Raw genomic sequence first — 26645 nt, forward strand, 5'->3', positions numbered from 1 at the left:
CACTTTCCCGCTCCGCGACTGCACGCGGCATGCATGGGACACAAGACGATGGGTTACGAGAACCAGGATTTCGAGATCGAACAGGGGCCGAGCTGGGCACGCCCCAACTGGCCGTTGGCGGACACCGACGACCTGACCGGGGCGATGGACCCGACGCAGATGCAGGTGGCCGTGAAGGCTGCTGCAAAGGCGCAGGGTGCCGCTGTTTCCGAGGCCGATATCGCATCGGCTGCCGAGGACGCAATCCGCGCGCAGATGCTGATCCGCACATATCGCGTGCGCGGTCATCTGGCCGCCAATCTCGATCCGCTGGGCCTGGCCAAGCGTGACCTGCCGGCGGACCTGACCCCGGAATATCATGGCCTGACCGATGCGTCGAAGAAGGTCTTCCTGGGCGGCACGCTGGGCCTGCAGTACGCGACCGTCGCGGAGATCGTGACGATCCTGCGCCAGAATTACTGCGGCAATGTCGGCCTTGAATATATGCATATCGCGGACGTCGAAGAGCGCCGCTTCCTGCAGGAACGCCTGGAGGGCAAGGACAAGGAAATCCACTTCACGCCCGAGGGCAAGAAGGCGATCCTGGCCAAGGTCATCCAGGGCGAGCAGTATGAGAAGTTCCTGGGCCGCAAATATGTCGGCACCAAGCGCTTCGGCCTCGACGGTGGCGAGTCCATGATCCCCGCGCTCGAAGCGGTCATCAAATATGGTGGCGCATCGGGCGTGCGCGAGATCGTGTTCGGCATGGCCCATCGCGGCCGCCTGAACGTCCTTGCCAACGTCATGGCCAAGGGCTTCCGCGTCATTTTCCACGAATTCTCGGGCGGCACCGCCAACCCCGAAGACGTGGGTGGTTCGGGCGACGTGAAATATCATCTCGGCACCTCGACCGACCGTGAGTTCGACGGCGTCAAGGTCCACATGTCGCTGGTTCCCAACCCGTCGCACCTTGAAACCGTCGATCCGGTGGTGCTGGGCAAGGTCCGCGCGCAGCAGACCTTCCGCGACGACCTCACCAAGCATGAGCAGGTTCTGCCCGTGCTGATCCACGGCGACGCGGCCTTTGCCGGCCAGGGCATCGTCTGGGAATGCCTCGGCTTCTCGGGCGTCAGCGGCTACAACACCGGCGGCTGCGTCCACTTCATCATCAACAACCAGATCGGCTTCACCACCAGCCCGCAATTCTCGCGCGGCTCGCCCTATCCGTCGGATGTGGCGAAGGGTGTCCAGGCACCGATCCTGCACGTCAATGGCGACGATCCCGAAGCCGTGACCTTCGCGACCAAGCTGGCCATGGAATATCGCCAGAAATTCCATCGCGACGTCGTCGTCGACATGTGGTGCTATCGCCGCTTCGGTCATAACGAAGGCGACGAGCCGGGCTTCACCCAGCCGCTGATGTACAAGGAAATCCGCCAGCATCCGCCGGTCAGCGACATTTATGCCGCGCGCCTGAAGGCGGAAGGCGTGGTGGACGACGCGTTCGTCTCCGGTTCGACCGACGAGTTCGTCGCCCATCTGGAAGACGAGTTCGAAGCCGCCAAGAGCTACAAGGCCAACAAGGCCGACTGGTTCGCCGGTCGCTGGTCGGGCCTGCACAAGCCGGCCGATGCCGAAACCGCGCGCCAGAGCGTGGAATCGGCGATCAACCAGAAGCTGTTCGACAGCCTGGGCCGCACGCTGACCACGGTTCCCGAAGGCCATAATGTCCACAAGACGCTGAAGCGTGTGCTGGATGCCAAGGCCGAGATGTTCAAGTCGGGTGCCAATTTCGACTGGGCGACCGGCGAGGCCCTGGCCTTCGGTTCGCTGCTGTCGGAAGGCTATGGCGTTCGCCTGTCGGGTCAGGACTCGGGTCGCGGCACCTTCAGCCAGCGTCACGCGGTCTGGACCGACCAGGACACCGAGGCCAAGTATATCCCGCTTTCGACCGTGCCGCATGGCCGTTTCGAAGTGCTGGACTCGCCTTTGTCCGAATATGGCGTGCTGGGCTTCGAATATGGTTTTGCCCTGGCGGACCCGAAGAGCCTGGTGATCTGGGAAGCGCAGTTCGGCGATTTCGCCAACGGTGCGCAGATCATCTTCGACCAGTATATCGCGTCGTCGGAAACCAAGTGGCTGCGGTCCAACGGCCTCGTCTGCCTGCTGCCGCACGGCTATGAAGGCCAGGGGCCCGAGCATAGCTCGGCGCGTCTGGAACGCTATCTGCAGCTCTGCGCCGAAGGCAATATCCAGGTCGCGAACATCACGACCCCGGCCAATTACTTTCACGCGCTGCGTCGCCAGATGCTGCGGCCCTTCCGCAAGCCGCTCATCATCATGGCGCCCAAGTCGCTGCTGCGTCACAAGGCCGCCGTCAGCAAGGCCGAGGACTTCCTGGGCGAAACGCACTTCAAGCGCATCCTGTCGGACCCCAATGGGTCGGCCGACAAGGATACCAAGCGCCTGGTGCTCTGCTCGGGCAAGGTCTTCTACGACCTGATGGAAGCCCGCGACGCCGCCGGCGACGCCAACACCCAGATCGTCCGTATCGAACAGATTTATCCGTTCGCGACCGACGCACTGGCCACGCGCATCGAGCGCATGACCAATCTGGAAGATGTCGTCTGGTGTCAGGAAGAACCGCGCAACAACGGCGCCTGGTCCTTCGTCGAACCCTATATCGAGGAAGCGCTGGCCAAGGCCGGCAAGGCGCCCAAGCGCGCCCGCTATGCCGGCCGCAAGGCTTCGGCATCGCCTGCCACGGGCCTGGCCTCGCGCCATGTGTCCGAACAGGGCGCCCTCGTCGCCGATGCGCTGGGTCACAGCGTTCGTGAAGAAATCCGTCGCCAGAAGAAAGGCTGAGAAAGCACATGGCAACCGAAGTCAAAGTCCCCACGCTGGGCGAATCCGTTACCGAAGCAACCGTCGGTCAGTGGCTCAAGAAGCCGGGTGAAGCGGTCAAGGCCGACGAGCCGATCGTCAGCCTGGAAACCGACAAGGTCGCGGTCGACGTGCCCTCGCCGGTCGCCGGTGTCATGGGTGATCTGGTCGCCAAGGAAGGCGACACTGTCGAGGTAGGCGCGCTGCTGGCCTATGTGAACGAAGGCGGTGCCGCTGCTGCCGCACCGGCTGCTGCCGCTGCCAAGGCGGAAGCCGCTGCACCCGCGCCGGCCGCTTCGGCCCCGGCTGCATCGGACGAAGACGAAGGCGGTAGCCTGACCCTGTCGCCGGCGGTCCGCCGCCTGGTGCTGGAGCATGGTCTTGACCCGAGCAAGATCAAGGGCACCGGCAAGGACGGCCGTCTGACCAAGGACGACGTCATGGCCGCCGTCGCCGCCGGCACTGCCAAGGCGGCTGCCGCGACCCCGGCTTCGGCGCCTGCCGCCGACGCCCCGGCCGCTGGTCCCAGCCGCAAGCAGGAACGCGTCAAGATGACCCGCCTGCGCCAGACCGTCGCCAAGCGTCTGAAGGAAGCGCAGAACAACGCCGCGCTGCTGACCACGTACAACGACGTCGACATGACCAACGTCATCGAGGCGCGCGCCAAGTACAAGGATCTGTTCGAGAAGAAGCATGGCGTCCGTCTGGGCTTCATGGGCTTCTTCACCAAGGCCGTCTGCATGGCGCTGAAGGACATTCCGGGCGTCAACGCGCAGATCGAAGGCGACGAGATCGTCTATAACGACTTCGCCGACATCTCGGTCGCCGTTTCGGCCCCGACCGGCCTGGTCGTTCCGGTCATCCGCAATGCGGAAAGCCTGAGCGTCGCTGCCATTGAAAAGACCATCGGCGGCTTCGGCAAGAAGGCCAAGGAAGGCAAGCTGACGATGGAAGATATGAAGGGCGGCACCTTCACCATCTCCAACGGCGGCGTGTTCGGTTCGCTGCTGTCCAGCCCGATCATCAATCCGCCCCAGTCGGCGGTTCTGGGCCTGCACCGCATCGAGGACCGCCCGGTCGTCCGTAACGGCCAGATCGTGATCCGCCCGATGATGTATCTGGCGCTCAGCTATGACCATCGCCTGATCGACGGTCGTGAAGCGGTGACCTTCCTTGTCGCGGTCAAGAACGCGATCGAGGATCCGACCCGTCTGCTGATCGACCTGTAATAATCACCATTTATTGTTGCCCCGGCTTCGGCCGGGGCGCCTCTTGCCCTTGATTTGGGGCAGAGCGATGCCAGTTAGGCTGGCATGACTGGAGAAGGGAAAACCCCATGTCCGATTTCGATTATGACGTCCTGGTTATCGGTGCTGGCCCGGGTGGCTATGTCGCCGCGATCCGCGCTGCGCAGCTGGGCCTGAAGACCGCCTGCGCTGAAAGCCGCGAGACGCTTGGCGGCACCTGCCTCAATGTCGGCTGCATCCCGTCGAAGGCGCTGCTGCACGCCTCGGAACTTTATGACGAGGCCGCCAATGGCGCGCTCGCCAAGCTGGGCGTCAAGATCGACAAGATGAGCCTGGACCTGCCCACCATGCAGGGCCAGCGCGTCGATGCCATCAAGGGCCTGACCGGCGGCATCGAATATCTGTTCAAGAAGAACAAGGTGACTTGGCTCAAGGGCCTGGCCAGCTTCACCGGCGCCAACACCGTCGAAGTGAATGGCGAGAAGGTGACGGCGAAGAACATCGTCATCGCCACCGGTTCGTCGGTCGCCCCGCTGCCGGGCGTGGCCGTGGACAATGAAGGCGGCAAGATCGTCGATTCGACCGGCGCGCTGGAACTGGACAAGGTTCCGGGCCATCTGGTCGTCGTCGGTGGCGGCGTCATCGGTCTGGAACTGGGTTCGGTGTGGAAGCGCCTGGGCGCCAAGGTGACCGTGGTCGAATATCTCGACCAGATCCTGCCCGGCATGGACGGCGAAGTCCGCAAGGAAGCGAACAAGATCTTCAAGAAGCAGGGCTTCGAATATAAGCTCGGCACCAAGGTGACCGGCGCCGAAGTCGGCAAGTCGGGCGTGACCCTGACCGTCGAACCCGCCGCTGGTGGCGAAGCCGAGAAGATCGAAGCGGACGTCGTCCTGGTGTCGATCGGTCGTCGTCCCAACACCGAAGGCCTGGGCCTCGACAAGATCGGCCTGGAGCTGAACGCGCGCGGTCAGATCGAGACCGACCATGAGTTCGGCACCAAGGTTCCGGGCGTCTGGGCGATTGGCGACGTCATCCCCGGCCCGATGCTGGCGCACAAGGCCGAGGACGAAGGCATTGCCGTCGCCGAGAATATCGCGGGCCTGACCGGCATCGTGAACCATGACGTGATCCCCTCGGTGGTCTACACCAAGCCGGAAATCGCGGGCGTGGGCCTGACCGAGGAAGCCGCCAAGGAACGTGGCGCCGTCAAGGTTGGCAAGTTCCCGATGATGGCGAACAGCCGCGCGAAGACCAATCACGAGCCCGACGGCTTCGTGAAGATCATCGCCGACGCCGAAACCGACAAGGTGCTGGGCGTGTGGATCATCGCGACCGTCGCCGGCACGATGATCGCGCAGGCGGCGCAGGCCATGGAATTCGGCGCGTCGAGCGAAGACATCGCCTATACCTGTCATGCGCACCCGACGCACAGCGAAGCGATCAAGGAAGCGGCGATGGCCGTGACCGGCAAGCCGATCCACATGTGATCGACTGCGCGATCGCAGGATAAGGGAAGGGGCCTCCGCCAAGCGGGGGCCTTTTTCTTTTGGGGAAGGAGGCGCGCTGCTCTATCGGACGTGCATGAACCAGTTCCCCTCCAGCCAGTCGGTGCCGTCGGTCAATCCTGAGCGGTTGTTCTTTGCGCTGTGGATCATCTTTTCGGTGCTGACCGCGCTGGCCGACATCATCGCGATCGTCCGCCATCCCGAAATGACGTTGCAGATATTGCCGCAGACGGCCCTGGGGCTGGCGGTGTGTCTGCCCTTCGGCGCGGTCGCGATCCTGCTGCGACGCCGGCGGCTCAAGCGCCAGGCCGCGCGCGACGCCTTTCTTCAGGCGATGGCACGGCTCGACTGAGCATCGCCGGCGGGCGCCAGCGCGGGCCGAATGGCGACGCGGTTGCGGCCCTTTTCCTTCGCTTCATAGAGCGCGCTGTCGGCGCGGGCGATCGCATCATGGATCGAGCGGTCGGCGCGATGCAGGCTGGTGAGGCCGAAGCTGGCGGTGAGCGGGCCGGGCAGGCCAAGCCGGCTTGCCGCCTGTTCGGCAAAGCGCAGCCGGATCGCGTCGGCAATGCCGGTCGCCATGGCGGGGTCTGCGCCGGGCAGGAAGAGGATGAACTCCTCGCCGCCGAAGCGGGCGATGGCCGCATCGGCCGGGGCCAGCGCCCGCAGGGCATCGGCCAGCGCGACGATTACCCGGTCGCCCAGCCCATGGCCATGGGCGTCGTTGACCCGCTTGAAATGATCGATGTCGCAGGCGATCAGGCTGCCGCCGGCATCATGGCGCGCCACCGCTTCCTCGAACCCGCGGCGGTTGAGCAGGCCCGACAGCGGATCGACATGGGCATCATGGCGATAGCGGGTGAGAACGTCCTGCATGGCCGCCGCGAGCGCTGATAGGGCCAGGAACAGGCCGAACATGCAGGCCAATGCCTGCATCAGGAAGGCATATTGGCTGTCGCGGAACGCGACGCCGCCGGGCAGGGTGAAGGACACGCTGCTGCCGCGCAGCAGATTGTCGAGCGCGACCAGAGTGACGGCGGCATAGAGGGCGCGATCGGGCCAGCCGCGCAACTGGCCACGGCCCGCAATCAGCGGAATGGAAATCAGCAGGAAGCAGCCGAAGTCGGACGACACCAGTTCCAGCGGGACGATGTCCCGCATCACCGCAAAGCTGCAGATCAGGATCGATATCGCCCAGATGGCGATGCGCAGCCCCAGCACCCAATTGGGGCGCCAGCGCGTCAGCAGCGCCTGGCTGAACAGCAGGAATCCGGTGGCAAAGGCGGTGTCGGCGACGATGCCCCACAGGTCGGTCGGCAGGAAGTCGAACGCGACCGGCACGGCAAAGCCCATGGCGACGCTGAAGAAGGCGCCGCTCCACCAGCCCGCTTCGCGCGCGCCCCAGCCCCAGACGATGAGGAAGGCGACGCCGAAGCTGGCCATCATGATGGGCAGGAAGAAGGCGAAATTCTCACCCACGAGGCGCGACCGATCCTTTGTGCAGCATGACGGCATGACGTCGCGTCATGCAGGAGCGCCATCCTGCATTTTCCGGTAAATGTCGATGGTTAAGAGAGCGTAACGGTTGCGGCGGGCCGAGCGGGAAACTGCCTAACCTGGATCAGAAACGCGGTTTCCGCTTCTCGCGGAACGCCGCGACGCCTTCGGCAAAGTCGGGATAGGTGAAGGCGTCGCGGAACATTTCCAGCGTCACCATGTCGTCATCCGCCTGACCGTCGAGGATGCGGCGGACCATCGCCTTGGATGCGCGCACGCTATGCTGGGCATTGGCGGCAATGTCGCGCGCGAGCGCATCGGCGGCGGCCAGCGGATCGGTCGCGATCTCGTCGACCAGGCCGATGGCAAGGGCCGCCTCGGCATCGTGCAGCGCGCCGGTGAAGAGGATGCGCTTGGCCCGTGCCGCCCCGACCAGATCGACCAGCAGGCGGGTGTCGAACAGCGAATAGACGATGCCCAGCTTGGCGGGCGTGATGCCCATGCGCGCGGTGGGGGCCGCGATGCGCAGGTCGCAGGCGATCGCCAGGCCGCATCCGCCGCCGACGCAATCGCCGTCGATCGCCGCGATCACCGGCTTGTCGGCATGGGCCAGCGCATATTGGGTGGCGCGGATCGCGGCCTGGTTGGCGGCGCGCCAGTCAGCGTCGCCCGAGCAGGCGGCAAATTCGTTGATGTCGGCGCCGGCGCAGAACAGGCCGGGCGTGGCCGAGGCCAGGATCAGCACACGGATATCCGCATCGGCCATGGCATCGGCGACCAGATGGGGCAGCGCCTCCCACATCTTCTGGGTCATGGCGTTGCGGCGATCGGCCCGGTCGATCAGCAGCCGGGCGATCGCGCCGTCCCGCTCCAGGCGCAAGGTCATGCCGGCCAGGCTTCCAGCATCGGCACCAGTTCGTCGAAATGGTGGATCACGCCGTCGGCCTCCAGATTTTCGACCGGGCCGTCGAGGAAGCCGAAGCTGACCGCGATGCTGGGAATGCCGGCATTGCGGGCGCCGGCAATGTCGTTGATCGTGTCGCCCAGGAAGATGGTGCGGCCGCCGCCGGCCCGCTCGATCATCGCATGGATCGGCGCCGGATCGGGCTTGGCAATGCCGACCGTGTCACCGGCCACGACCGAGGCGAAGCGGTCGAACAGGCCCAATTGGTGCAGCAAGGGAATCGTGAAGCGTTCCGCCTTGTTGGTGCAGATGGCGAGCCGCACGCCGCGCTCCGCCAGCGCATCCAGCATTGCCATCATGCCGGGATAGGGCAGGGAGTAGAGCGCCAGATTCTGCTCATAATAATCGAGCAGGATCGGCAGCGTCTGGTCGAGGATCGCTTCGTCATAGCCGCCCGACGCGTCGAGCGCGCGCTGCAGCATCACCTTGGCCCCCTTGCCGACGAAGGGCCGGATGGAATCGACCGGGAAGGGGGCTCGGCCGATCGTGCCGATCGCATAATTGACCGCCGCGGCCAGATCGCCGCTGGTGTCGAGAAGGGTGCCGTCGAGGTCGAAGCCGACAATGTCGAAGGATAAGCGTGCCATGGCATCGCCATGCCGCGTCGGCGGTGGCAATGGCAAGGCAAACATGGCAGAGAGCCGTGATATTCCAGACCACTTGAACGAAAAGGACGCGCTCGCCGTGACCGCACCTCGCCCCCTAGCAGTCGTCATCCTTGCCGCCGGGCAGGGCACAAGGATGAAGTCCGGCACGCACAAGGTGCTGCACCCGATCGCCGGGCGGCCGATGCTGCTGCACCTGCTTGCCAGCGTCGCGGACCTGCTGCCCGAGCGGCAGGTGGTCGTGGTCGGCGCCGGCCGCGAGCAGGTGGAAAAGGCGGTCGAGGGCAGCGGCGTCGCCATCGCCGTGCAGGACCAACAGCTTGGCACCGGTCATGCCGTGGCGCAGGCGCATGATGCGCTGGCGGGCTTCGCCGGCGACGTGCTGATCCTCTATGGCGACGTGCCGCTGGTCAGCGGCGCGACCATGAAGGCGATGCTCGATCGGTTGAGCCGGGGCGACGAGCCGCGCGCGGTGGTGCTGGGCTTTCGCCCGGAGGACGCCGCTGCGTATGGCCGGATCATCGCCGATGGCCAGGGCATCATCGAGAAGATGGTCGAGTTTAAGGATGCGAGCGAGGCCGAGCGCGCCGTCACCTTGTGCAATAGCGGCCTGATGGCGGTGCGGGCGAGCGACCTTTTCGTGCTGCTGGACCAGATCGGCAACAACAATGCGGCCGGCGAATATTATCTGCCCGACATCATCATGCTGCCCGGTGCGAACGGCGCCGTGATCGAGACCGAAGCGTGGGAAGTGGCCGGCGTGAACAGCCGCGCCGAACTGGCCGGCGTCGAAGCCGTGTGGCAGGACCGCCGCCGGGCCGAGGCGATGCGCGAGGGCGTGACCCTGGTCGCGCCGCAGACCGTCTTCTTCTCGTACGACACGGTGCTGGGCCGCGATGTGACGGTCGAACCCAATGTCGTCTTCGGTCCGGGTGTCACCATCGCCGACAATGTTGTCATCCATGCCTTCTCCCATCTGGAGGGGGCTACCATCGCCAGCGGCGCCGACATCGGCCCCTATGCCCGGCTGCGTCCGGGCGCTGACATCGGCCCCAAGGCCAAGGTCGGCAATTTCGTCGAGATCAAGAAGGCGCGCCTAGACGAAGGGGCGAAGGTCAATCACCTGTCCTATATCGGCGACGCCAGCGTCGGCGCAGCGGCCAATATCGGTGCGGGCACCATCACCTGTAACTATGACGGCTTCTTCAAATACAAGACGCAGATCGGGGCGGGCGCCTTCATCGGCTCCAACAGCGCGCTGGTCGCGCCGGCGACGATCGGCGATGGCGCCATCGTCGCGGCAGGCAGCGTCGTGACCAAGCCGGTTCCGGCCGACGCGCTGTGCCTCGTCCGCCCGCAGCAGGAAAGCAAGCCGGGCTGGGCGGCGGCGTTCCGCACCCGCATGCGCGAGCGGAAGGCGAAGGCTTGAGCTTCATCCGGCGCCGGCCGTTTCTGTCCGCTCTGCTGCTCCTGTTGCTGATCGCGGTGGCAGGGCCGCTCTGGCTGTTGATGAATGCGCGCGCCATGCCGGTCGTGCGGCGCGCCGATGTCGTGCTGCCTTTCCCGGCAGGTACGTCGCAGCAGCCGTTCACGGTCGCGCTGCTGACCGACACGCATCTGTCCGGGCCGGACAACAGCCCGGCGCGGATGGCGCGGATCGTGGCCCGGATCAACGGCCTCAAGCCCGACCTGATCCTGCTGGGCGGCGACTATATCGGCGACAATAAATGGGGCGCGACCTATGATGCGCGCCACGCGATCGCCCCCTTTGCCGGGCTGCGCGCGCCGATGGGCGTGGTCGCGGTGCTGGGCAATCATGACAGCCGCAGCAGGAAGAACCGGGTGGCGCTGAGCGCCGATGACTGGCAGCGCGCCTTTGCCGATCTGGGCATCACTCTAGTACAGGATGGCGCGGTGCGGCGCGGGCCGCTGGCGATCGGCGGCCTCAAGGATATCTATACCCGCAAGCCCGACATACCCGATACGCTGAAAGCGATGCAGGACATTGGTGGCGCGCCGGTGATCCTGTCGCATGGACCCGACGTCTTCCCGCTGCTGCCCGATGCGCCGTCGCTGACCCTGGTCGGCCATACCCATTGCGGTCAGGTGGCATTGCCCTTTGCCGGGATCGTCTATGTCCCCTCCCGCTATGGCACCCGCTATGCCTGTGGCCGTTATCAGGATGGCAAGAAGGCGATGATCGTGTCCGGGGGCGTGGGCACCAGCGGCCTGCCCTTCCGCATGCTGGCGCCGCCCGATATCTGGCTGATCACCATCCGGCCTCGATGACATTCTTTTCATGGCTCAGCCATGGCGCTGTCGCCTGACCGGCATTAATGGCATGGCGACAAAGCTGTCCTATATGGACGCTATCTGACTAATCTGGTTCGGCGGGGCTTTCCACCATGTGCGGTATCATCGGAATTATTGGTAAGGATCAGGTCGCGGAGCGGCTGGTCGATGGCCTCAAGCGGCTGGAATATCGCGGCTATGACAGTGCCGGCGTCGCTACCGTGCATGATGGCCGGATCGATCGCCGCCGGGCCGAGGGCAAGCTCAACAATCTGGTCAAGGAATTGGCCGCCTCGCCACTGGCCGGCACCACCGGCATCGCCCATACCCGCTGGGCGACCCATGGGGCACCGACCACCAGCAACGCGCACCCCCATGCGACCGGCGAAGTGGCGCTGGTCCACAATGGCATCATCGAGAATTTCAAGCCGCTGCGCGACGAACTGATTGCCCGCGGCCGCACCTTCGACAGCCAGACCGACACCGAAGTGGTCGCCCATCTGGTGAGCGAACTGGTGGAGCAGGGCGTGGCGCCGAAGGAGGCCGTGGCGCAGGTGTTGCCGCGCCTGCACGGCGCCTTCGCGCTCGCCATCCTGTTCAAGAGCCATCCCGACATGCTGATCGGCGCGCGCCTCGGTTCGCCGCTGGTCGTGGGCTATGGCGATGGCGAGACCTTCCTGGGGTCCGACGCGCTGGCGCTGGCGCCGCTGACCCAGCGCATCGCCTATCTGGACGAGGGCGACTGGGTCGTCATCACCAAGGACGGCGCCGAGATTTTCGACAAGGACAACAACCCGGTCGAACGCCCCGTCACTATCAGCGGCGTGTCCGGTGCGATGATCGACAAGGGCAATCATCGCCACTTCATGCAGAAGGAAATCTATGAGCAGCCGGTCGTCGTGGCCCAGACGCTCAAGGCCTATCTGCAGCGGATGGATGATCGCGTATCGCTGCCGATCCCGGATTTCGACCTGTCGACCATTCGCCGCGTCACCATCGTCGCCTGCGGCACCAGCTTCTATGCCGGCATGGTCGCGCGCTACTGGTTCGAACAATTCGCCCGCGTGCCGGTCGATTTGGATTTCGCCTCCGAATTCCGCTACCGCGAGCCGGTGATGGAGGAGGGCGGCCTGGCCCTGTTCATCAGCCAGTCGGGCGAAACCGCCGACACGCTCGCCGCGCTGCGCTATGCCCGCGCCCAGGGGCAGAAGATCGCCGTCGTCGTCAATGTGCCGACCAGTTCGATGGCGCGCGAGGCCGACCTGCTGCTGCCGACCCATGCCGGCCCGGAAATCGGCGTCGCCTCGACCAAGGCCTTTACCTGCCAGTTGGCCGTGCTGGCCGCCTTTGCCGCCAATCTGGCGCGGGCCAAGGGCAAGCTCAGCGCCAAGGATGAGAAGGAAATCGTCCGCCACCTCGCCGAAGCGCCCGCCGCGATCAACGGCGCGCTCGCCTATGACGAGGCGATCGAGGCGATGGCCCATCATATCGTGCCGGCGCGCGATGTCCTGTATCTCGGCCGCGGCACCGACTATCCGCTGGCGCTGGAAGGCGCTCTGAAGCTCAAGGAAATCAGCTATATCCATGCCGAGGGCTATGCCGCCGGCGAGATGAAGCACGGCCCGATCGCGCTGATCGACGAACTGGTGCCGGTGATTTGCATCGCGCCCAGCGGCCCCTTGTTCGAAAAGACCGTCAGCAACATGCAGGAAGTGCAGGCGCGCGGCGGCAAGGTGGTGCTGATTTCCGACTATGACGGCGTGCAGGCGGCGGGCGAAGGCTGCCTTGCCACCATCACCATGCCCAAGGTCCACCCGCTGATCGCGCCGATGGTCTATGCCGTGCCGGTGCAGTTGCTGGCCTATCATGTCGCCGTACTCAAGGGCACCGACGTCGATCAGCCGCGCAACCTAGCAAAGAGCGTCACGGTGGAGTGATCGACGTGCTCCGCATCGACCGGCCTGCACACAGGGCGGAGATGAGGAGCGCCGGAATCGCCGTCGCCGCGATCGCCGACAGCAACCGCCCGCCAAGAGCGAGGTCGGACAGGCTGCCGGCGATCAGCGGACCGATCGCGCAGAAGATCGAAACGACGAAGCTCCAGACCGCGAAGCTGCGTGCGCGCAGCGTGGCCGGCGTCAGATCCTGCAACATGGTCGGCACCAGCGCATTGGCGGTGCAGGTCAGGAACAGGAAGGCGGCGACCAGGATCAGCGCCTGATCGATCCGGCTGATCGAAAAGAGCAGTACGGCGCAGGGGATCGTGAGCAGCGCGCCTGCACCCATGATCAGCGGCCGGGCGGCAAGCCCCATGCGCCGGCCGAGCAGTCGGTCGAGGAAGCCGGCGACGGGCAGGCAGCCGATACTGGTCAGCAAGGTGATGATGCCCAGTGCCTGGCCGATCACGCGCATGTCGGCCTGGAAGCGCCGCTCCAGCGCCAGAGCGATCAGTGGATTGAGCGCCTGTACCGCGATCATCAGGCTGCCGGCCACGCCGACGAACAGGCCGACCGCCTGCCAGCGTTGCCGCAGGAACAGCAGCAGCGATGCCGATGCCGGACTGTCGTCGGCGGTGATGCCGCGCGGTGGATCAAAGGTCAGCAGGCCGACCGCGACCAGCGGGATGCCGGCGAGCGAAAGCAGCAGGATCGCCTTGCGCCAGGGTTCCAGCGCGAAGGCAAAGACCATGTCGGCCTGATGGACCAGTACGTCACCAAAATAGAAGCCGGCACTGGCGCCGGCGGCCATCAGCGCGGCGAAGGACAGGTTGGCGGCGACGCGGTGGCGATCGGCGACCAGATCGGGGATCATCGAATAGACGATCGGGATCATCGCGAATTCGGTGACGCCCGATGCCGCGCGGCCGATGAAGAAGAGGGGGAAGTTGGGCGCCAGAGCGCTTAGCGCCATCAACGCGCTCCATCCGATGATGAGGCCGATCAGCACATGCTTGCGCGACATGCGGTCGGCCAGTCGGGCGATCGGTACCGCAATGGCACTCGCGACTAATATGCCCGCCAGCCCCTGAAGCGCGCCGATCGTTGCGTCACCGACGCCGAAGCTGGCCTGTATGTCGGCCAGCAGGACCGATTGGACGCCGCGATCGCTCATCTGCACGCCGGCGGTCACGCCCAGGAACAGCACCGTGAACAGGGCGCGGGCGGACCAGGATAGATCCGAAACCGCCGAAGGCGTGATCGGGGTGGCGGGTGCGATAAAAGCGATGACATGTCTCCCCAATGGGACCGCCGAGGCGGCAAGGGGAAAATGAAGCGCTTTTGACTCGCGTTCGCAATAGATTTGTCGGGAAAGCGGGGCGTCAGCCGCCGCCCGGCGAATTATGGCCACCGGCCGGCACCGGGCCACCGCTTGGCGCGTGGCTGTGGTCGGGATTGCTGTCCCAGTCGATATGATAGAGGTCGAAGCGGCGGTCGCGCAGGTTGCGGACCGTGCCTTCGGCCCGCGCCCAGCTGAGGTCGGCCAGGTTCACGTCCGCCATGGTCAGCGTCTCGACATTTTCGCTCGCCTCGGCCGCGATGCCGTCCCGCGCGAAGGGCAGGTCGCACGGCGTCAGGATCGCGCTCTGGGCATATTGGATGTCCATATTGTCGACGTTCGGCAGGTTGCCGACATTGCCCGACATCACGACATAGCATTGATTCTCGATCGCGCGGGCCTGCGCGCAATAGCGCACGCGCATATAGCCCAGGCGCGAGTCGGTGCAGAAGGGGACGAAGATGATGCGCGCGCCCTGATCGACCAGGCGCCGGGCCAGTTCGGGAAATTCGCTGTCATAACAGATCAGCACGCCGATCGGGCCGCAGTCGGTCTGGATCACGTCGAGCGCGTCGCCGCCCTTGATGTTCCACCAGAAGGCTTCGTTGGGGGTCGGGTGGATCTTTTCCTGGGTGTGGACCGATCCGTCGCGCAGCGCGACATAGGCGATATTCTGGATGTCGCCATCGTCGGCGCGGGTGGGGTGCGATCCGCCGATGATGTTGATATTATATTCCAGCGCCATCCGCGTCAGTTCCTTGGTCAGGCGCGGGGTATAGCCGGTCAGCTTGTCGATCGCCTCGATCGGGGAGAGCTTCTTGGTCTCGAAGGAGAGCAGGGGCAGGGTGAACAGCTCGGGGAAGACGATGAAGTCCGACCGATAATCGGCCGCCACATCGACGAAATATTCGATGTTGCGGACGAACTCGTCGAAATCCTTCACCGCGCGCGCCTGGAGCTGGCAGGTGGCGAGGCGGACGCTTTCGACGCCGCGCGGCACCCGCATTTCGGGTGCCTCGTCCGGGTCGACATAGGGGTTGCGCCAGACCAGATGGGCGGCATGGCCGTCCGACTGCTTGTCTTCGGGCAGGTAATTTTCCAGCACGCCCAGCGGCTCGAACTGGTTCTTCAACTGGAAGCTGATGACCTGGTCGCGCAGCTTGCCGCTGACCACCTTTTCCAGATAGTCGGCCGGGCTGCCGGCGCGGCGCTTGGCGCGGGCATAGCCGGGCATGCGGCCCGCAATGACGATGCCGTGTAGGTCCAGTTCCTCGGCCAGTTCCTTGCGCTCGTCATAGAGGCGCTGGCCGATGCGCAGCCCGCGCAGCTTGGGATCGACCGCCATCTCATAGCCATAAAGCCATTCGCCCGCGGCGCTGTGGCGGGTGCCGAAACCGTTGGCGGTGATCTCCTCCCAGTCATGATGGGAAAAGGCCATCGCCTTGCTGACGCGCATGGTGGCGCAATAGCCCACGACCTTGCTGTCATAGAGGGCGACGAAGCAGCCATTGGGGAAATTGTTGATCTGGCCGCGGATGGTGGCCAGCGAATAATTGGGCATGCCGGGATAGGCGCGGGCGATCAGCCGCTGGATGCCGCGCACATCGCCGGGCACCGCCGCCCGGACTTCCAGGCGCTTCTTGGCTGTCGTGGTCATTCTTTGCTCCCGTCGCATCAATCCGAAAAGGAAAAGGCGGCGCCGGGATGCGGCGCCGCCTCGTTCCGTTTCCGTATTGAAAGCTTCAGGAAGCGATCAGTTCCGGTAAAAAGCCTTTATCAGGCCCACTTGGCCATTTCGGCTTCCAGATTGACGCGGATCGCCTCGAAGAACTGCTCCGTGGTCATCCAGGCCTGATCCGGGCCGATCAGCAGGGCCAGATCCTTGGTCATCGCGCCGCCTTCGACGGTCTTGATGCAGACCTGCTCCAGCGTCTCGGCGAACTTCACGACGTCCGGCGTGTCGTCGAACTTGCCGCGGAACGACAGGCCCTGGGTCCAGGCGAAGATCGAGGCGATCGGGTTGGTCGAGGTCGCCTTGCCCTGCTGGTGCTGGCGATAGTGGCGGGTGACGGTGCCGTGCGCGGCTTCGGCTTCCACAGTCTTGCCGTCGGGCGACAGCAGGACCGAGGTCATCAGGCCGAGCGAGCCGAAGCCCTGGGCCACGGTGTCCGACTGGACGTCGCCGTCATAATTCTTGCAGGCCCAGACGAACTTGCCGCTCCACTTCAGCGCCGAAGCGACCATGTCGTCGATCAGGCGGTGTTCGTAGACGATGCCGGCCGCCTTGAACTTGTCGGCGAATTCGGCGTCGAACACTTCCTGGAACAGATCCTTGAAGCGGCCGTCATAGGCCTTGAGGATGGTGTTCTTGGTCGACAGATAGACGGGCCAGCCGCGGTTCAGGCCATAGTTGAAGCTGGCCTTGGCGAAATCGCGGATCGATTCGTCGAGATTGTACATGCCCATGGCAACGCCGGCGCTGGGGAATTCGAACACTTCATATTCGAGTTCCTCGCCATTGGTGCCGACCCACTTCATGGTCAGCGTGCCGGCGCCGGGCACCTTGAAATCGGTGGCCTTATACTGGTCACCAAAGGCGTGGCGGCCGACGACGATCGGGTCGGTCCAGCCCGGAACCAGGCGGGGGACATTCTTGATGACGATCGGTTCGCGGAACACGACGCCACCCAGGATGTTGCGGATCGTGCCGTTGGGCGACTTCCACATCTTCTTGAGGCCGAATTCCTCGACGCGCGCTTCGTCGGGGGTGATGGTGGCGCACTTCACGCCGACGCCATATTCCTTGATCGCGTTGGCCGCGTCGATCGTGATCTGGTCGCTGGTCTCGTCGCGCTTCTCGACCGACAGGTCATAATATTTCAGGTCGACGTCGAGATAGGGGAGAATGAGGCGCTCACGGATCCATTCCCAGATGATGCGGGTCATTTCGTCGCCGTCGATTTCCACGACGGGGTTTTTCACCTTGATCTTCGCCATAGCGCCTATTCGCCTTCTTCTCTTGGGTGGAATTATGGGGACGCCCTACGGCCTGCGCCGCCAATGTTCAACCGTCCAGCGCCGGATTTCCGGCCGATCATGCGATGCATGCGCAAGACTGTTGTGCGATGCGCGTTCATGCCGGGAGCCAAGGACGGGGATCGTCGTTGTCAGGATCAATGTCTCCCCCTAAAGACATGCCCATGGAAAATGACGAGATCACGATTGCCGCAGGCGGCAATGTCAAATGGCGCTTCCCCTCGGTCCATCCCGAAGGGGTGAAGTTCGGCGCGATCGCGGCTGCGATCACCGGCCTGTTCTTCGTGATGGGCTGGGAAATCATCGGCTGGCTGATGCTGATGGTCACCATCTGGGTGCTGGCCTTCTTCCGCGATCCGATCCGCGCCGTGCCGCAGGATGAAGGCGCGATCATCGCCCCGGCGGATGGTCTGGTGACCCTGATCCAGCGCGTGCCGCCGCCGCGCGAGATGGCCGGGCCCGATGGCCTGGGCGATCAGCCGCTGATCCGCGTGTCGATCTTCATGAGCGTGTTCGACGTCCATATCAACCGTACCCCGATCGGCGGCACGGTGAAGGCCGTCACCTATATTTCCGGCAAGTTCCTCAACGCCGATCTCGACAAGGCGAGCGAGGATAATGAGCGCCAGCATATCCTGGTCGAGCGTCATGACGGCCTGCGCGTCGGCTTCACCCAGATTGCCGGCCTTGTCGCGCGCCGCATCGTGCCCTTCGTCAAGCCGGGCGACATGGTCGCCGCCGGCCAGCGCATCGGCCTCATCCGCTTTGGCAGCCGTGTCGACGTCTATCTGCCCGCCGGCACCGCGCCGCGCGTGATCCTGGGCCAGCGCACCGTCGCCGGCGAGACGATCCTGGGCCAGATCGGCGATCGCCGCGTGATTGCGGGCATTCAGCAGTGAGGCAGCGTCGCGCCGTTCCGCGCGGGCTGCGGCGCGGCATCACGCTGCGCATGTTGGCGCCCAATGCGGTGACGGCGATGGCGTTGTGCTTTGGCCTCACCGGCGTGCGCTACGGTATTTCGGGCGAGTGGGAGCGGGCGGTGCTGTCCATCCTGTTCGCCGGCGTGCTCGACGGGCTCGATGGCCGGATCGCCCGGATGCTGCGGGGCGAGAGTCGCTTTGGCGCCGAACTGGATTCGCTGTCCGATTCGATTGCCTTCGGCGTCGCGCCGGCGCTGATCCTCTATCTCTGGTCACTGCATGCCATGCCGAAATTCGGCTGGATCTTCGCGCTTGCCCATGCCCTGTCCTGCGCGCTGCGCCTGGCGCGCTTCAACGCCAATATCGATGTCGAGGAACAGCCGCACAAATCGGCCGGCTTCCTGACCGGCGTGCCGGCTCCGGCCGGCGCCGGCCTCACCTTCGTGCCGCTCTATCTGTGGCTGGTGACGGGCGAAGAGATTTTCCGCGCCTGGTATGTGGTCGCGCCCTGGACCGCGTTCGTGGCCTTCCTGATGATCTCCAGCATCGCCACCTATAGCTGGTCGGCGCTGCGGCTGCGCAAACGCATCCGGCTGGAACTCATCGCCTTTGTCGGCCTGTTGGCGGCGGCGCTGGCGACCCAGCCCTGGTTCACCCTGCTGCTGATCTGCGGCGTCTATGTCCTGCTGATCCCGTTCGGCATCCTGTCCTACGCCAAGGTCCGCAAGCAGCCTGTTGGCTGAGCCGAATGCCCTGTTCAGGCAGCGAGGGCGCTGCCGGGCAGGGCGGGGGCGGACAGGGTAGTGGTGCGGCCCGGCTGGCGAACGCGGTTCCGCGTGATGCGGATGTGATAGACGGGCGGGTTCTGGGGAATCGGCTCAAACAGCAAAGCTGCCGCCATCTTCTGATGATAGAGCGCAAACATCCAGGCAATGGTGCCGACCGCCAGCAGGAAGGCGGCGGAGAAAATGGTCGCTGCAACAATGGTGAACATGGCCGCTGACTTTCTATCTTGCCATTTGCACACTTAGGCTCACTATGTCGGTGCAAACGGGCGTTTAGACTGTTTGTTCCATCTGTTCACTTTATGTTCTCATATTGAGAGCGAGTCAACCCCTTGCGCAACGGGGTTTTGGGCGTTAAAGGCGCGCCCATTCCACATGGGAATCGACATATCCGGTGCCGGACGGGTCTTTGAGACCATCCAAGGTTCCTGATTCCCAGAGGTAGCAACCGGAAGGAGAAATGATTATGGCGACCCCCGTCGTCACCATGCAGCAATTGATCGAGGCTGGCGCCCACTTCGGCCACCAGACCCACCGCTGGAACCCGCGGATGAAGCCGTACATCTTCGGCGACCGCAACGGCATTCACATCCTTGACCTGTCGCAGACCGTGCCGCTCTTCGCGCGCGCCCTCGACTTCGTGTCGGCCACCGTCGCCGGCGGCGGCAAGGTTCTGTTCGTCGGCACCAAGCGCCAGGCCCAGGATCCGATCGCCGAAGCCGCCCGCAAGTCGGGTCAGCACTTCGTCAACCATCGCTGGCTGGGCGGCATGCTCACCAACTGGAAGACCATCTCGGGCTCGATCAAGCGCCTGAAGACCCTCGAAGAGAAGCTGTCGGGCGATACCCACGGCTTCACCAAGAAGGAAGTCCTCCAGATGACCCGCGAGCGCGAGAAGCTGGAACTGTCGCTGGGCGGCATCCGCGACATGAACGGCATCCCCGATGTCATGTTCGTGATCGACGCCAACAAGGAAGAGCTGGCGATCAAGGAAGCCAACACCCTGGGTATCCCGGTTGTCGCCATCCTCGACTCGAACGTCTCGCCCGACGGCATCGCCTTCCCGGTTCCGGCGAACGATGACGCCAGCCGCGCCATCCGCCTCTACTGCGACGCCGTTGCCGCCGCCGCCACCAAGGGCAACCGTGGTGCGCAGCAGGCTTCGGGCATCGACCTGGGCGCTCTGGATGAGCCCGAGGCCGAAGAGGTCGTCGCGCAGGCCTGATCCGCGGTCTTCGAACTGCAAGAATGACAGGCTAGGGCGCGGTCCATTACGGAACGCGCCCTAGTGCTTATCTGATTAAACCCCTTTTGATTTAGGAGCCTCAACATGGCCGAGATTACCGCTGCCGCCGTCAAGGAACTGCGCGACCGTTCGGGCGCGGGCATGATGGATTGCAAGAAGGCCCTCACCGAAGCCAATGGCGACATCGAAGCGGCGACTGACTGGCTGCGCGCCAAGGGTCTGGCTGCTGCCCAGAAGAAGTCGAGCCGCACCGCTGCTGAAGGTCTGGTCGGCGTTGCCGTCGCCGGCACCAAGGGCGTTGCCGTCGAAGTGAACAGCGAAACCGACTTCGTTGCCAAGAACGACCAGTTCCAGGACTTCGTTCGCACCGTGTCGACCGTTGCGCTGGAATCGGGCGCGGCTGACGCCGAAGCCCTGTCGGCCCAGCCGCACCCCGCCGGCGGCACCATCGCCGAAAAGCTGGTCGCCAACATCGCCACCATCGGCGAAAACCAGAATCTGCGTCGCGTCGCGCACGTCGAAGTGACCGAAGGCGTCGTCGTGCCCTACGTCCACAACGCCGCTGCGCCGGGCCTCGGCAAGATCGGCGTGCTCGTCGCGCTCGAAGGCGATGCCCCCGCCGACGTTCTGGAGCCGCTGGGCAAGCAGCTGGCCATGCACATCGCCGCTGCCTTCCCGCTGGCCCTGTCGGCTGACGACATCGATCCGGCCCTGCTGGAGCGTGAGCGCGCGATCGCCGCTGAAAAGGCTGCCGAATCGGGCAAGCCCGCCGAAATCGTCGCCAAGATGGTCGACGGTGCGGTCGCCAAGTTCGCCAAGGAGCAGGCCCTGCTCTCGCAGCTGTTTGTGATGGACAACAAGACCCCGATCGCCGACGTCGTCGCCAAGGCGGCCAAGGATGCCGGCAAGTCGATCTCGCTCAAGTCCTATGTCCGCTTCCAGCTGGGTGAAGGCATCGAGAAGGAAGTCAGCGACTTCGCCGCCGAAGTGGCTGCTGCCGCCGGCGCCTGATCGCCGATCGAGCGGCAAGCAAAGGGAAGGGGCGTCCTGCGGGGGCGCCCTTTTTCTATGAGAGCATGGTGCGTTCGGCGGTCGGCGCCGGTCGGCGCCGGTCGGGCCGGGCGCCATCGGTGCCGCTTTCTCCATGAAGAGGCTGGAGCGCACGACAAACGCCCCTTGGCATCGCGCTTTACCGCCTCTAATGTCCCGGCCGCTTCCCCTGCCAACCATCAAGGATTCTTGCCCCACATGACCCGGCCAGCCTTCAAACGCATCCTGCTGAAATTGTCGGGCGAGGTGCTGATGGGGTCCGGCCAGTTCGGCATCGATCCCGAGACCGTCGATCGCGTTGCTGGCGAAATCGCCGCCGCGAAGGATGCGGGCTTCGAACTGTGCGTGGTCGTGGGTGGCGGCAACATCTTCCGCGGCCTTGCCGGCGCGGCCAAGGGCTTCGACCGCACCAGCGCCGACTATATGGGCATGCTGGCGACCGTGATGAATGCGCTGGCGGTGCAGAATGCGCTGGAAAAGATCGGCTGCGACACCCGCGTTCAGTCGGCCATTCCGATGGCGTCGGTGTGTGAGCCCTATATCCGGCGCAAGGCCGTGCGCCACATGGAGAAGGGCCGGATCGTGATCTTCGCGGCGGGCACCGGCAATCCCTTCTTCACCACCGATACCACCGCAGCCCTGCGCGCAGCGGAAATGAACTGCGACGCGCTGTTCAAGGGCACCAGTGTCGATGGCATCTATGACGCCGATCCCAAGAAGGTGGCGGACGCCACCCGCTATGAGGCGATCAGCTTCGACCAGGTGCTGACCGACAATCTCAAGGTCATGGACGCCAGCGCGATCGCGCTGTGCCGTGAAAATCATATTCCCATCGTCGTCTTCAACATCCGCGAGGAAGGCAACCTGGCCAAGGTGCTGGCGGGTGAAGGCACCGCGACGATCGTGCAAAATCAGGAGCGCTAATAATGGCCCAGTATAACAAGTCCGACCTCGAACGCCGCATGGCCGGCGCAATCGAAGCGCTGAAGGGCGATCTCACCGGTCTGCGCACCGGCCGCGCCAATGTGCAGCTGCTCGATCCCGTCATGGTCACCGTCTATGGCGCCAACATGCCGCTGAACCAGGTCGCCACCGTGTCGGCGCCCGAGCCGCGCATGCTGTCGGTCCAGGTGTGGGACAAGGCCAATGTCGGCCCCTGCGACAAGGCGATCCGCTCGGCGGGCCTGGGCCTCAACCCGATCGTCGACGGCCAGACGCTGCGCCTGCCGATCCCGGACCTCACCGAGGAACGCCGCAAGGAACTGGCCAAGCTCGCCAGCAAATATGCCGAAGGCGCGCGCGTCGCCGTCCGCAACGTCCGTCGCGACGGCATGGACAGCCTGAAGGCCGACGAGAAGAAGGGCGAGATCAGCGAAGACGAGCGCAAGCGTCTGGAAACCGAAGTCCAGAAGCTGACCGACGCCACCATCGTGGATATCGACGCGGCCGCTTCGGCCAAGGAAAAGGAAATCCTCGGCCAGTAAGCCGGGGCTTTTCTTTCGCGGCCAAAGCACGCATTCCTATCTGATGGCCACACAAGCCAAGCCCGATCTTACCAGCGCCGCGCCTGCCCATGGTGCGCGTCATGTCGCCATCATCATGGACGGCAATGGCCGCTGGGCGAAGAAGCGGCTGTTGCCGCGCATCGCCGGCCATCGTGCCGGCGTGGAGGCGGTACGTCGCGTCGCCCGCGCGGCGCAGGATATGGGCCTTGAATGCCTGACGCTCTACGCTTTCTCCTCGGAGAACTGGAAGCGTCCGGCGACCGAGGTGTCCGACCTGATGGGGCTGCTGCGCCATTTCATCCAGTCGGATATCGACGAGTTCCATGCCAATGGCGTGCGGCTGCGGGTGATCGGCAACTACAAGGCGCTCGAGCCTGGCCTGGTCGAACTGATCGAAAGCGCGATGGCGCGCACCGCCGCCAACACTGGCCCGGTGATCGCGATCGCGCTCAACTATGGCGCGCAGGACGAGATGGTGCGCGCGGCGCAGCGTCTGGCGCAGCGGGTGGCGAGCGGTGAATTGTCGGCCGAGAATATCGGTATCGAGGCGATCGACGCCGAACTCTACACCGCCGACCTGCCGCCGCTCGACCTGCTGATCCGCACCTCGGGCGAGCAGCGGCTCAGCAATTTCATGCTGTGGCAGTCGGCTTATGCCGAACTCTATTTTACCGATATGCTCTGGCCCGATTTCGATGGCCGGGCATTGGCGCAGGCGCTCGACGCCTTCCGCATGAGGGACCGCCGTTTCGGCGGACTGTGAGTAACATGTCGAGTGAATTGCGGACCCGCACGATCGTTGGCCTTGGCCTGATCGCCATGGCTGTGGGCGCGCTGGTCTTTGGCGGCTTCGTCTTCTGGATGCTGCTGTCGATCGCCGGTGTGCTGATGATGGGCGAATGGGGCGTGCTGACCGGCGCCTCGTCCGATCAGCGCAAGATGGCGATGTATGCCGTCTCGGTGCCGCTGGCGATCCTCTGCCCGGTGGCGGCGGGCGTGTCCTGGCTCGGCTTCGGCCTGATGATGGCCTCCTTCTTCTTCGTGCTGATCACCAGCCGCGCGATCAAGCTGGCGCTCGGCATTCTCTATATCTGCCTGCCGGTGATAGCGCTGCTGTTCCTGCGTGGGCAGGCGCCCGTCAGCCATGGCCTGCTGCTCGCCTTCTGGGCGCTGGGCCTGGTCTGGGCGACCGATATCGGCGCCTATTTTGCCGGCCGCTCGATCGGCGGGCCCAAGCTGGCGCCGCGGGTCAGCCCGTCCAAGACCTGGTCGGGCCTGGGTGGCGGCGTGCTCGCGGCCCTGCTCACCGGCTTCCTTCTCTATCGTTTTGCCGACCTGCCGATCCAACTGGCGGCGGCAAGCGGCCTGCTCGCGGTTGCGGCACAGCTTGGCGATCTGCTCGAAAGCGCGATGAAGCGCCGCGCCGGCGTCAAGGACAGCAGCAACCTGTTGCCCGGTCATGGCGGGGTGATGGACCGGCTCGATGGCGTGGTGGCGGCCGCGCCGCTCGCCGCCTTGCTCTATCTGGTCCTGGCGGGCGCCTGATGCGCAGCGTTTCCGTCTTCGGCGCCACCGGATCGGTCGGCATGTCGACGCTGGACCTGATCCAGCGCGAACCCGACGCCTATGAGGTCATTGCCCTGACCGCCAACCGCGATGTCGCCGGCCTTGCCGCCGCCGCGCGCGCGGTCGGTGCGCAGATCGCCGTGGTCGCGGACGAAGCCCAATATGGCGCGCTCAAGGACGCGCTTGCCGGATCGGGTGTCGAGGCGGCGGCGGGTGAGGGCGCGCTGGTCGATGCCGCAGCGGCGGGTGCCGACTGGACCATGGCCGCGATCGTCGGCTGCGCGGGCCTCAAGCCCACCATCGCCGCGCTGCAGGCCGGCGGTACGGTGGCGCTGGCCAACAAGGAATCGCTGGTGTCGGCCGGCGCGCTGATGATGCAGGCGGCGACCGCATCGGGCGCGACGCTGCTGCCGGTGGACAGCGAGCATAATGCGATCTTCCAGTGCCTGGCGGGCAGCAGCCTGGACGATGTCGCCCGCATCATCCTGACCGCGAGCGGCGGACCGTTCCGCACCCTGGGTTATGAGGATATGCGCGCCATCACGCCTGCGCAGGCCGTGGCGCATCCCAACTGGTCGATGGGCGCGAAGATCAGCGTCGACAGCGCGACGATGATGAACAAGGGGCTGGAACTGATCGAGGCGGCGCATCTCTTCCCGGTCGGGCTCGACCGGATCGAGATATTGGTCCACCCGCAATCGGTCATCCATTCGATGGTCGAATATCGCGACCGGTCCACTTTGGCACAGCTCGGTTCGCCCGACATGCGCATCCCGATCGCCCATGCGCTGGCCTGGCCGGCGCGGATTGCCACGCCCTGCCAGCCACTTGATCTGGCCCGGATCGGCCGTCTGGACTTTGAAGCGCCCGACGACCGCCGCTTCCCCGCGCTGCGCCTGGCGCGCGCGGCGGCGCAGGCGGGTGACGCATCGGCCGCCATCCTCAACGCCGCCAACGAGGTCGCCGTGGCGGCCTTTCTGGCCGGCCGCATCGGCTTCCTTGATATCGCCATGATTGTGGAGGATGTTCTCAATCGCTATAGCGCGCCGATGCCCGCCTGCATGGATGATGTCCTGCACGCCGATGCAACGGCACGGGTTATGGCGGGTGATGTGATGGAAAGATTGACGGTTTGATCCACAATCCCGGTTTCCTGTTGACCATCTTGGCTTTCGTGGCGGTCATCGGGCCGCTCGTCTTCGTGCATGAACTGGGTCATTATCTGGTCGGACGCTGGTGCGGGGTGAAGGCGGAGGCCTTTTCGATCGGCTTCGGCCCGGAAATCGCCGCCTGGGTGGACAGGCGCGGCACGCGCTGGCGGCTCGCGGCGCTGCCGCTGGGGGGCTATGTCCGCTTCAAGGGCGACATGAACGCGGCCAGCCAGACGGATCCCAAATGGCTGGAAATGTCGGCGCAGGATCGCGCCGAAAGCTTCCCGGCCAAGCCGTTGTGGCAGCGCGCGGCGATCGTCGCCGCCGGCCCGGCGATCAATTTCCTCTTCGCCATCCTGATCCTTGCTGCCTTCGCCTTCCTGCATGGCGAAAGCCGGACCCCGGCGGTTGCTGGCATGGTCCAGCCCGGCAGCGCCGCTGCCATGGCCGGCATCCAGCCGGGCGATCGCATCGTCTCGCTCAATGGCCGGGCGATGAGCACCTTCGACGATATCCGTCTTTATGCTCAGATCCGTCCCGGTGAGCCGGTGACGATCCTGCTCGACCGCAAGGGGCAGGTGATCGAGAAGCAGGGCCATGTCGGCGCGGTCAGCGAAGATGACGGCTTTGGCAACAAGTTCCGCATCGGGCGGTTGGGCATCGCGCCGGGCGAACCGGTGATCGAGCCGGTCAGCCTGCTGCGCGCGCCCGTGGTGGCGATCGAGCGCACTGGCCAGATCATCCGCACCATGGTGGAGACGCTGGGCCAGGTGATCGGCGGCGATCGTTCGGTCAAGGAACTGGGCGGGCCGCTCAAGATCGCGCAGGTATCGGGGCAGGCGGCGACGCTGGGGCTGGAGAGCTTCATCTTCTTCATCGCCCTCATCTCGATTAACTTGGGGTTCATCAACCTCTTGCCAATTCCCATGCTGGATGGCGGTCATCTGCTTTTCTATGGGGTGGAGGCAGTGCAGCGGCGGCCGGTGAGCCCGCAGGTGCAGGATTGGGCCTATCGGTCGGGTCTGGCGCTGCTGATGACGGTCATGTTGCTGGTGACCTTCAACGATTTGTCGTCTTTCGGATTGTGGGAGCGGCTGTCCGGCTTGATCGGCTGAGCCGCATCGGGCAGGGAAGG

General features: G+C 64.9%; 24 protein-coding genes. 17 read left to right on the top strand and 7 right to left on the bottom strand.

What is annotated here, in order from left to right:
* Positions 1-48: 48 nt before the first annotated feature.
* The 4 genes from JQK15_RS14035 (at position 49) to JQK15_RS14050 (ending at position 5969) form a co-directional block, all read left to right on the top strand.
* Positions 49-2844, top strand: a complete 2796-nt coding sequence (locus tag JQK15_RS14035) for a 2-oxoglutarate dehydrogenase E1 component (RefSeq protein WP_004211156.1) — start codon at positions 49-51, stop codon at positions 2842-2844.
* Positions 2845-2852: 8 nt separating this feature from the next.
* Complete coding sequence (gene odhB / locus JQK15_RS14040) at positions 2853-4091, top strand: 2-oxoglutarate dehydrogenase complex dihydrolipoyllysine-residue succinyltransferase (protein ID WP_214866137.1); 1239 nt, start codon at positions 2853-2855, stop codon at positions 4089-4091.
* Between the two features lie 107 nt (positions 4092-4198).
* The gene (gene lpdA, locus JQK15_RS14045) at positions 4199-5599 is read left to right on the top strand and encodes a dihydrolipoyl dehydrogenase (RefSeq protein WP_125998727.1); all 1401 of its coding nucleotides are present in this window, start codon (positions 4199-4201) and stop codon (positions 5597-5599) included.
* A gap of 94 nt (positions 5600-5693) precedes the next feature.
* Positions 5694-5969, top strand: a complete 276-nt coding sequence (locus JQK15_RS14050) for a hypothetical protein (protein WP_214866138.1) — start codon at positions 5694-5696, stop codon at positions 5967-5969.
* Here the strand turns inward: JQK15_RS14050 and JQK15_RS14055 are convergent.
* The 3 genes from JQK15_RS14055 to JQK15_RS14065 form a co-directional block, all read right to left on the bottom strand.
* Positions 5945-7096 (bottom strand): GGDEF domain-containing protein, encoded by a 1152-nt coding sequence (locus tag JQK15_RS14055; protein WP_214866139.1) that lies wholly within the window; start codon positions 7094-7096, stop codon positions 5945-5947. The two genes, JQK15_RS14050 and JQK15_RS14055, sit on opposite strands and share 25 nt — an antisense overlap.
* A 142-nt stretch (positions 7097-7238) precedes the next feature.
* Positions 7239-8000, bottom strand: coding sequence for an enoyl-CoA hydratase/isomerase family protein (locus tag JQK15_RS14060; protein WP_214866140.1), 762 nt, complete (start codon positions 7998-8000; stop codon positions 7239-7241).
* Entirely contained in the window at positions 7997-8665 is a 669-nt protein-coding gene (locus JQK15_RS14065) for an HAD family hydrolase (RefSeq protein WP_170978376.1), read from the bottom strand. The genes JQK15_RS14060 and JQK15_RS14065 overlap by 4 nt, the downstream gene beginning before the upstream one ends.
* A gap of 154 nt (positions 8666-8819) precedes the next feature.
* On the opposite strand from JQK15_RS14065, the gene glmU reads away from it, so the two are divergent.
* The 3 genes from glmU (at position 8820) to glmS (ending at position 12912) form a co-directional block, all read left to right on the top strand.
* The gene (glmU, locus tag JQK15_RS14070) at positions 8820-10112 is read left to right on the top strand and encodes a bifunctional UDP-N-acetylglucosamine diphosphorylase/glucosamine-1-phosphate N-acetyltransferase GlmU (RefSeq protein ID WP_251007760.1); all 1293 of its coding nucleotides are present in this window, start codon (positions 8820-8822) and stop codon (positions 10110-10112) included.
* Positions 10109-10972 (top strand): metallophosphoesterase, encoded by an 864-nt coding sequence (locus tag JQK15_RS14075; protein ID WP_214866141.1) that lies wholly within the window; start codon positions 10109-10111, stop codon positions 10970-10972. The genes glmU and JQK15_RS14075 overlap by 4 nt, the downstream gene beginning before the upstream one ends.
* A gap of 116 nt (positions 10973-11088) precedes the next feature.
* Positions 11089-12912: a glutamine--fructose-6-phosphate transaminase (isomerizing) gene (gene glmS / locus JQK15_RS14080; RefSeq protein WP_037510157.1), complete on the top strand. Its 1824-nt coding sequence runs from the start codon at positions 11089-11091 to the stop codon at positions 12910-12912.
* On the opposite strand, the gene JQK15_RS14085 is transcribed toward glmS, so the two are convergent.
* The 3 genes from JQK15_RS14085 to JQK15_RS14095 form a co-directional block, all read right to left on the bottom strand.
* The gene (locus tag JQK15_RS14085) at positions 12899-14215 is read right to left on the bottom strand and encodes an MFS transporter (protein ID WP_251007744.1); all 1317 of its coding nucleotides are present in this window, start codon (positions 14213-14215) and stop codon (positions 12899-12901) included. The two genes, glmS and JQK15_RS14085, sit on opposite strands and share 14 nt — an antisense overlap.
* 79 nt (positions 14216-14294) lie before the next feature.
* Entirely contained in the window at positions 14295-15908 is a 1614-nt protein-coding gene (locus tag JQK15_RS14090; RefSeq protein WP_004211166.1) for a bifunctional GNAT family N-acetyltransferase/carbon-nitrogen hydrolase family protein, read from the bottom strand.
* 119 nt (positions 15909-16027) lie between these two features.
* A complete protein-coding gene (locus JQK15_RS14095; protein ID WP_004211167.1) occupies positions 16028-17248 on the bottom strand; it encodes an NADP-dependent isocitrate dehydrogenase in 1221 nt (406 codons plus the stop codon).
* 203 nt (positions 17249-17451) lie between these two features.
* On the opposite strand from JQK15_RS14095, the gene JQK15_RS14100 reads away from it, so the two are divergent.
* Together JQK15_RS14100 and JQK15_RS14105 are read left to right on the top strand one after the other, a co-directional pair.
* The gene (locus JQK15_RS14100) at positions 17452-18186 is read left to right on the top strand and encodes a phosphatidylserine decarboxylase (RefSeq protein ID WP_029547694.1); all 735 of its coding nucleotides are present in this window, start codon (positions 17452-17454) and stop codon (positions 18184-18186) included.
* 50 nt (positions 18187-18236) lie between these two features.
* On the top strand, positions 18237-18950 hold the full coding sequence (locus tag JQK15_RS14105; RefSeq protein WP_048937892.1) for a CDP-alcohol phosphatidyltransferase family protein: 714 nt from the start codon (positions 18237-18239) through the stop codon (positions 18948-18950).
* Between the two features lie 14 nt (positions 18951-18964).
* Here the strand turns inward: JQK15_RS14105 and JQK15_RS14110 are convergent, their stop codons facing one another.
* The gene (locus JQK15_RS14110; RefSeq protein WP_214866142.1) at positions 18965-19201 is read right to left on the bottom strand and encodes a hypothetical protein; all 237 of its coding nucleotides are present in this window, start codon (positions 19199-19201) and stop codon (positions 18965-18967) included.
* 257 nt (positions 19202-19458) lie between these two features.
* On the opposite strand from JQK15_RS14110, the gene rpsB reads away from it, so the two are divergent.
* The 8 genes from rpsB (at position 19459) to rseP (ending at position 26625) form a co-directional block, all read left to right on the top strand.
* Positions 19459-20217, top strand: a complete 759-nt coding sequence (rpsB, locus tag JQK15_RS14115) for a 30S ribosomal protein S2 (protein ID WP_010337471.1) — start codon at positions 19459-19461, stop codon at positions 20215-20217.
* A 105-nt stretch (positions 20218-20322) separates the two neighbouring features.
* Positions 20323-21249 carry a translation elongation factor Ts gene (gene tsf / locus JQK15_RS14120; protein ID WP_010337470.1) on the top strand — a complete coding sequence of 309 codons (927 nt, stop codon included), beginning with the start codon at positions 20323-20325 and terminating at the stop codon, positions 21247-21249.
* 237 nt (positions 21250-21486) lie between these two features.
* The gene (gene pyrH / locus JQK15_RS14125; RefSeq protein ID WP_004211175.1) at positions 21487-22212 is read left to right on the top strand and encodes a UMP kinase; all 726 of its coding nucleotides are present in this window, start codon (positions 21487-21489) and stop codon (positions 22210-22212) included.
* A 2-nt stretch (positions 22213-22214) separates the two neighbouring features.
* Complete coding sequence (gene frr / locus JQK15_RS14130) at positions 22215-22772, top strand: ribosome recycling factor (RefSeq protein ID WP_037518180.1); 558 nt, start codon at positions 22215-22217, stop codon at positions 22770-22772.
* 43 nt (positions 22773-22815) lie between these two features.
* Positions 22816-23556: an isoprenyl transferase gene (locus tag JQK15_RS14135; RefSeq protein WP_214866143.1), complete on the top strand. Its 741-nt coding sequence runs from the start codon at positions 22816-22818 to the stop codon at positions 23554-23556.
* A gap of 5 nt (positions 23557-23561) precedes the next feature.
* A complete protein-coding gene (locus JQK15_RS14140) occupies positions 23562-24338 on the top strand; it encodes a phosphatidate cytidylyltransferase (protein ID WP_214866144.1) in 777 nt (258 codons plus the stop codon).
* A complete protein-coding gene (locus JQK15_RS14145) occupies positions 24338-25495 on the top strand; it encodes a 1-deoxy-D-xylulose-5-phosphate reductoisomerase (RefSeq protein WP_214866145.1) in 1158 nt (385 codons plus the stop codon). The genes JQK15_RS14140 and JQK15_RS14145 overlap by 1 nt, the downstream gene beginning before the upstream one ends.
* Positions 25492-26625, top strand: a complete 1134-nt coding sequence (gene rseP / locus JQK15_RS14150; protein WP_017499846.1) for an RIP metalloprotease RseP — start codon at positions 25492-25494, stop codon at positions 26623-26625. The genes JQK15_RS14145 and rseP overlap by 4 nt, the downstream gene beginning before the upstream one ends.
* Positions 26626-26645 lie beyond the last annotated feature (20 nt).

Origin of the sequence: Sphingobium sp. BHU LFT2 (assembly GCF_018604485.1) — a bacterium.
In the GTDB taxonomy this organism is placed as follows: domain Bacteria; phylum Pseudomonadota; class Alphaproteobacteria; order Sphingomonadales; family Sphingomonadaceae; genus Sphingobium; species Sphingobium yanoikuyae_A.

Bases quoted from the DNA above. Each gene is read 5' to 3' on its own strand.
- JQK15_RS14035 (WP_004211156.1), top strand. From the start codon at position 49: ATGGGTTACGAGAACCAGGATTTCGAGATCGAACAGGGGCCGAGCTGG.
- odhB (WP_214866137.1), top strand. From the start codon at position 2,853: ATGGCAACCGAAGTCAAAGTCCCCACGCTGGGCGAATCCGTTACCGAA.
- lpdA (WP_125998727.1), top strand. From the start codon at position 4,199: ATGTCCGATTTCGATTATGACGTCCTGGTTATCGGTGCTGGCCCGGGT.
- JQK15_RS14050 (WP_214866138.1), top strand. From the start codon at position 5,694: ATGAACCAGTTCCCCTCCAGCCAGTCGGTGCCGTCGGTCAATCCTGAG.
- JQK15_RS14060 (WP_214866140.1), bottom strand. From the start codon at position 8,000: ATGACCTTGCGCCTGGAGCGGGACGGCGCGATCGCCCGGCTGCTGATC.
- JQK15_RS14065 (WP_170978376.1), bottom strand. From the start codon at position 8,665: ATGGCACGCTTATCCTTCGACATTGTCGGCTTCGACCTCGACGGCACC.
- glmU (WP_251007760.1), top strand. From the start codon at position 8,820: ATGAAGTCCGGCACGCACAAGGTGCTGCACCCGATCGCCGGGCGGCCG.
- glmS (WP_037510157.1), top strand. From the start codon at position 11,089: ATGTGCGGTATCATCGGAATTATTGGTAAGGATCAGGTCGCGGAGCGG.
- JQK15_RS14090 (WP_004211166.1), bottom strand. From the start codon at position 15,908: ATGACCACGACAGCCAAGAAGCGCCTGGAAGTCCGGGCGGCGGTGCCC.
- JQK15_RS14095 (WP_004211167.1), bottom strand. From the start codon at position 17,248: ATGGCGAAGATCAAGGTGAAAAACCCCGTCGTGGAAATCGACGGCGAC.
- JQK15_RS14100 (WP_029547694.1), top strand. From the start codon at position 17,452: ATGGAAAATGACGAGATCACGATTGCCGCAGGCGGCAATGTCAAATGG.
- JQK15_RS14105 (WP_048937892.1), top strand. From the start codon at position 18,237: ATGTTGGCGCCCAATGCGGTGACGGCGATGGCGTTGTGCTTTGGCCTC.
- JQK15_RS14110 (WP_214866142.1), bottom strand. From the start codon at position 19,201: ATGTTCACCATTGTTGCAGCGACCATTTTCTCCGCCGCCTTCCTGCTG.
- rpsB (WP_010337471.1), top strand. From the start codon at position 19,459: ATGGCGACCCCCGTCGTCACCATGCAGCAATTGATCGAGGCTGGCGCC.
- tsf (WP_010337470.1), top strand. From the start codon at position 20,323: ATGGCCGAGATTACCGCTGCCGCCGTCAAGGAACTGCGCGACCGTTCG.
- pyrH (WP_004211175.1), top strand. From the start codon at position 21,487: ATGACCCGGCCAGCCTTCAAACGCATCCTGCTGAAATTGTCGGGCGAG.
- frr (WP_037518180.1), top strand. From the start codon at position 22,215: ATGGCCCAGTATAACAAGTCCGACCTCGAACGCCGCATGGCCGGCGCA.
- JQK15_RS14135 (WP_214866143.1), top strand. From the start codon at position 22,816: ATGGCCACACAAGCCAAGCCCGATCTTACCAGCGCCGCGCCTGCCCAT.
- JQK15_RS14140 (WP_214866144.1), top strand. From the start codon at position 23,562: ATGTCGAGTGAATTGCGGACCCGCACGATCGTTGGCCTTGGCCTGATC.
- JQK15_RS14145 (WP_214866145.1), top strand. From the start codon at position 24,338: ATGCGCAGCGTTTCCGTCTTCGGCGCCACCGGATCGGTCGGCATGTCG.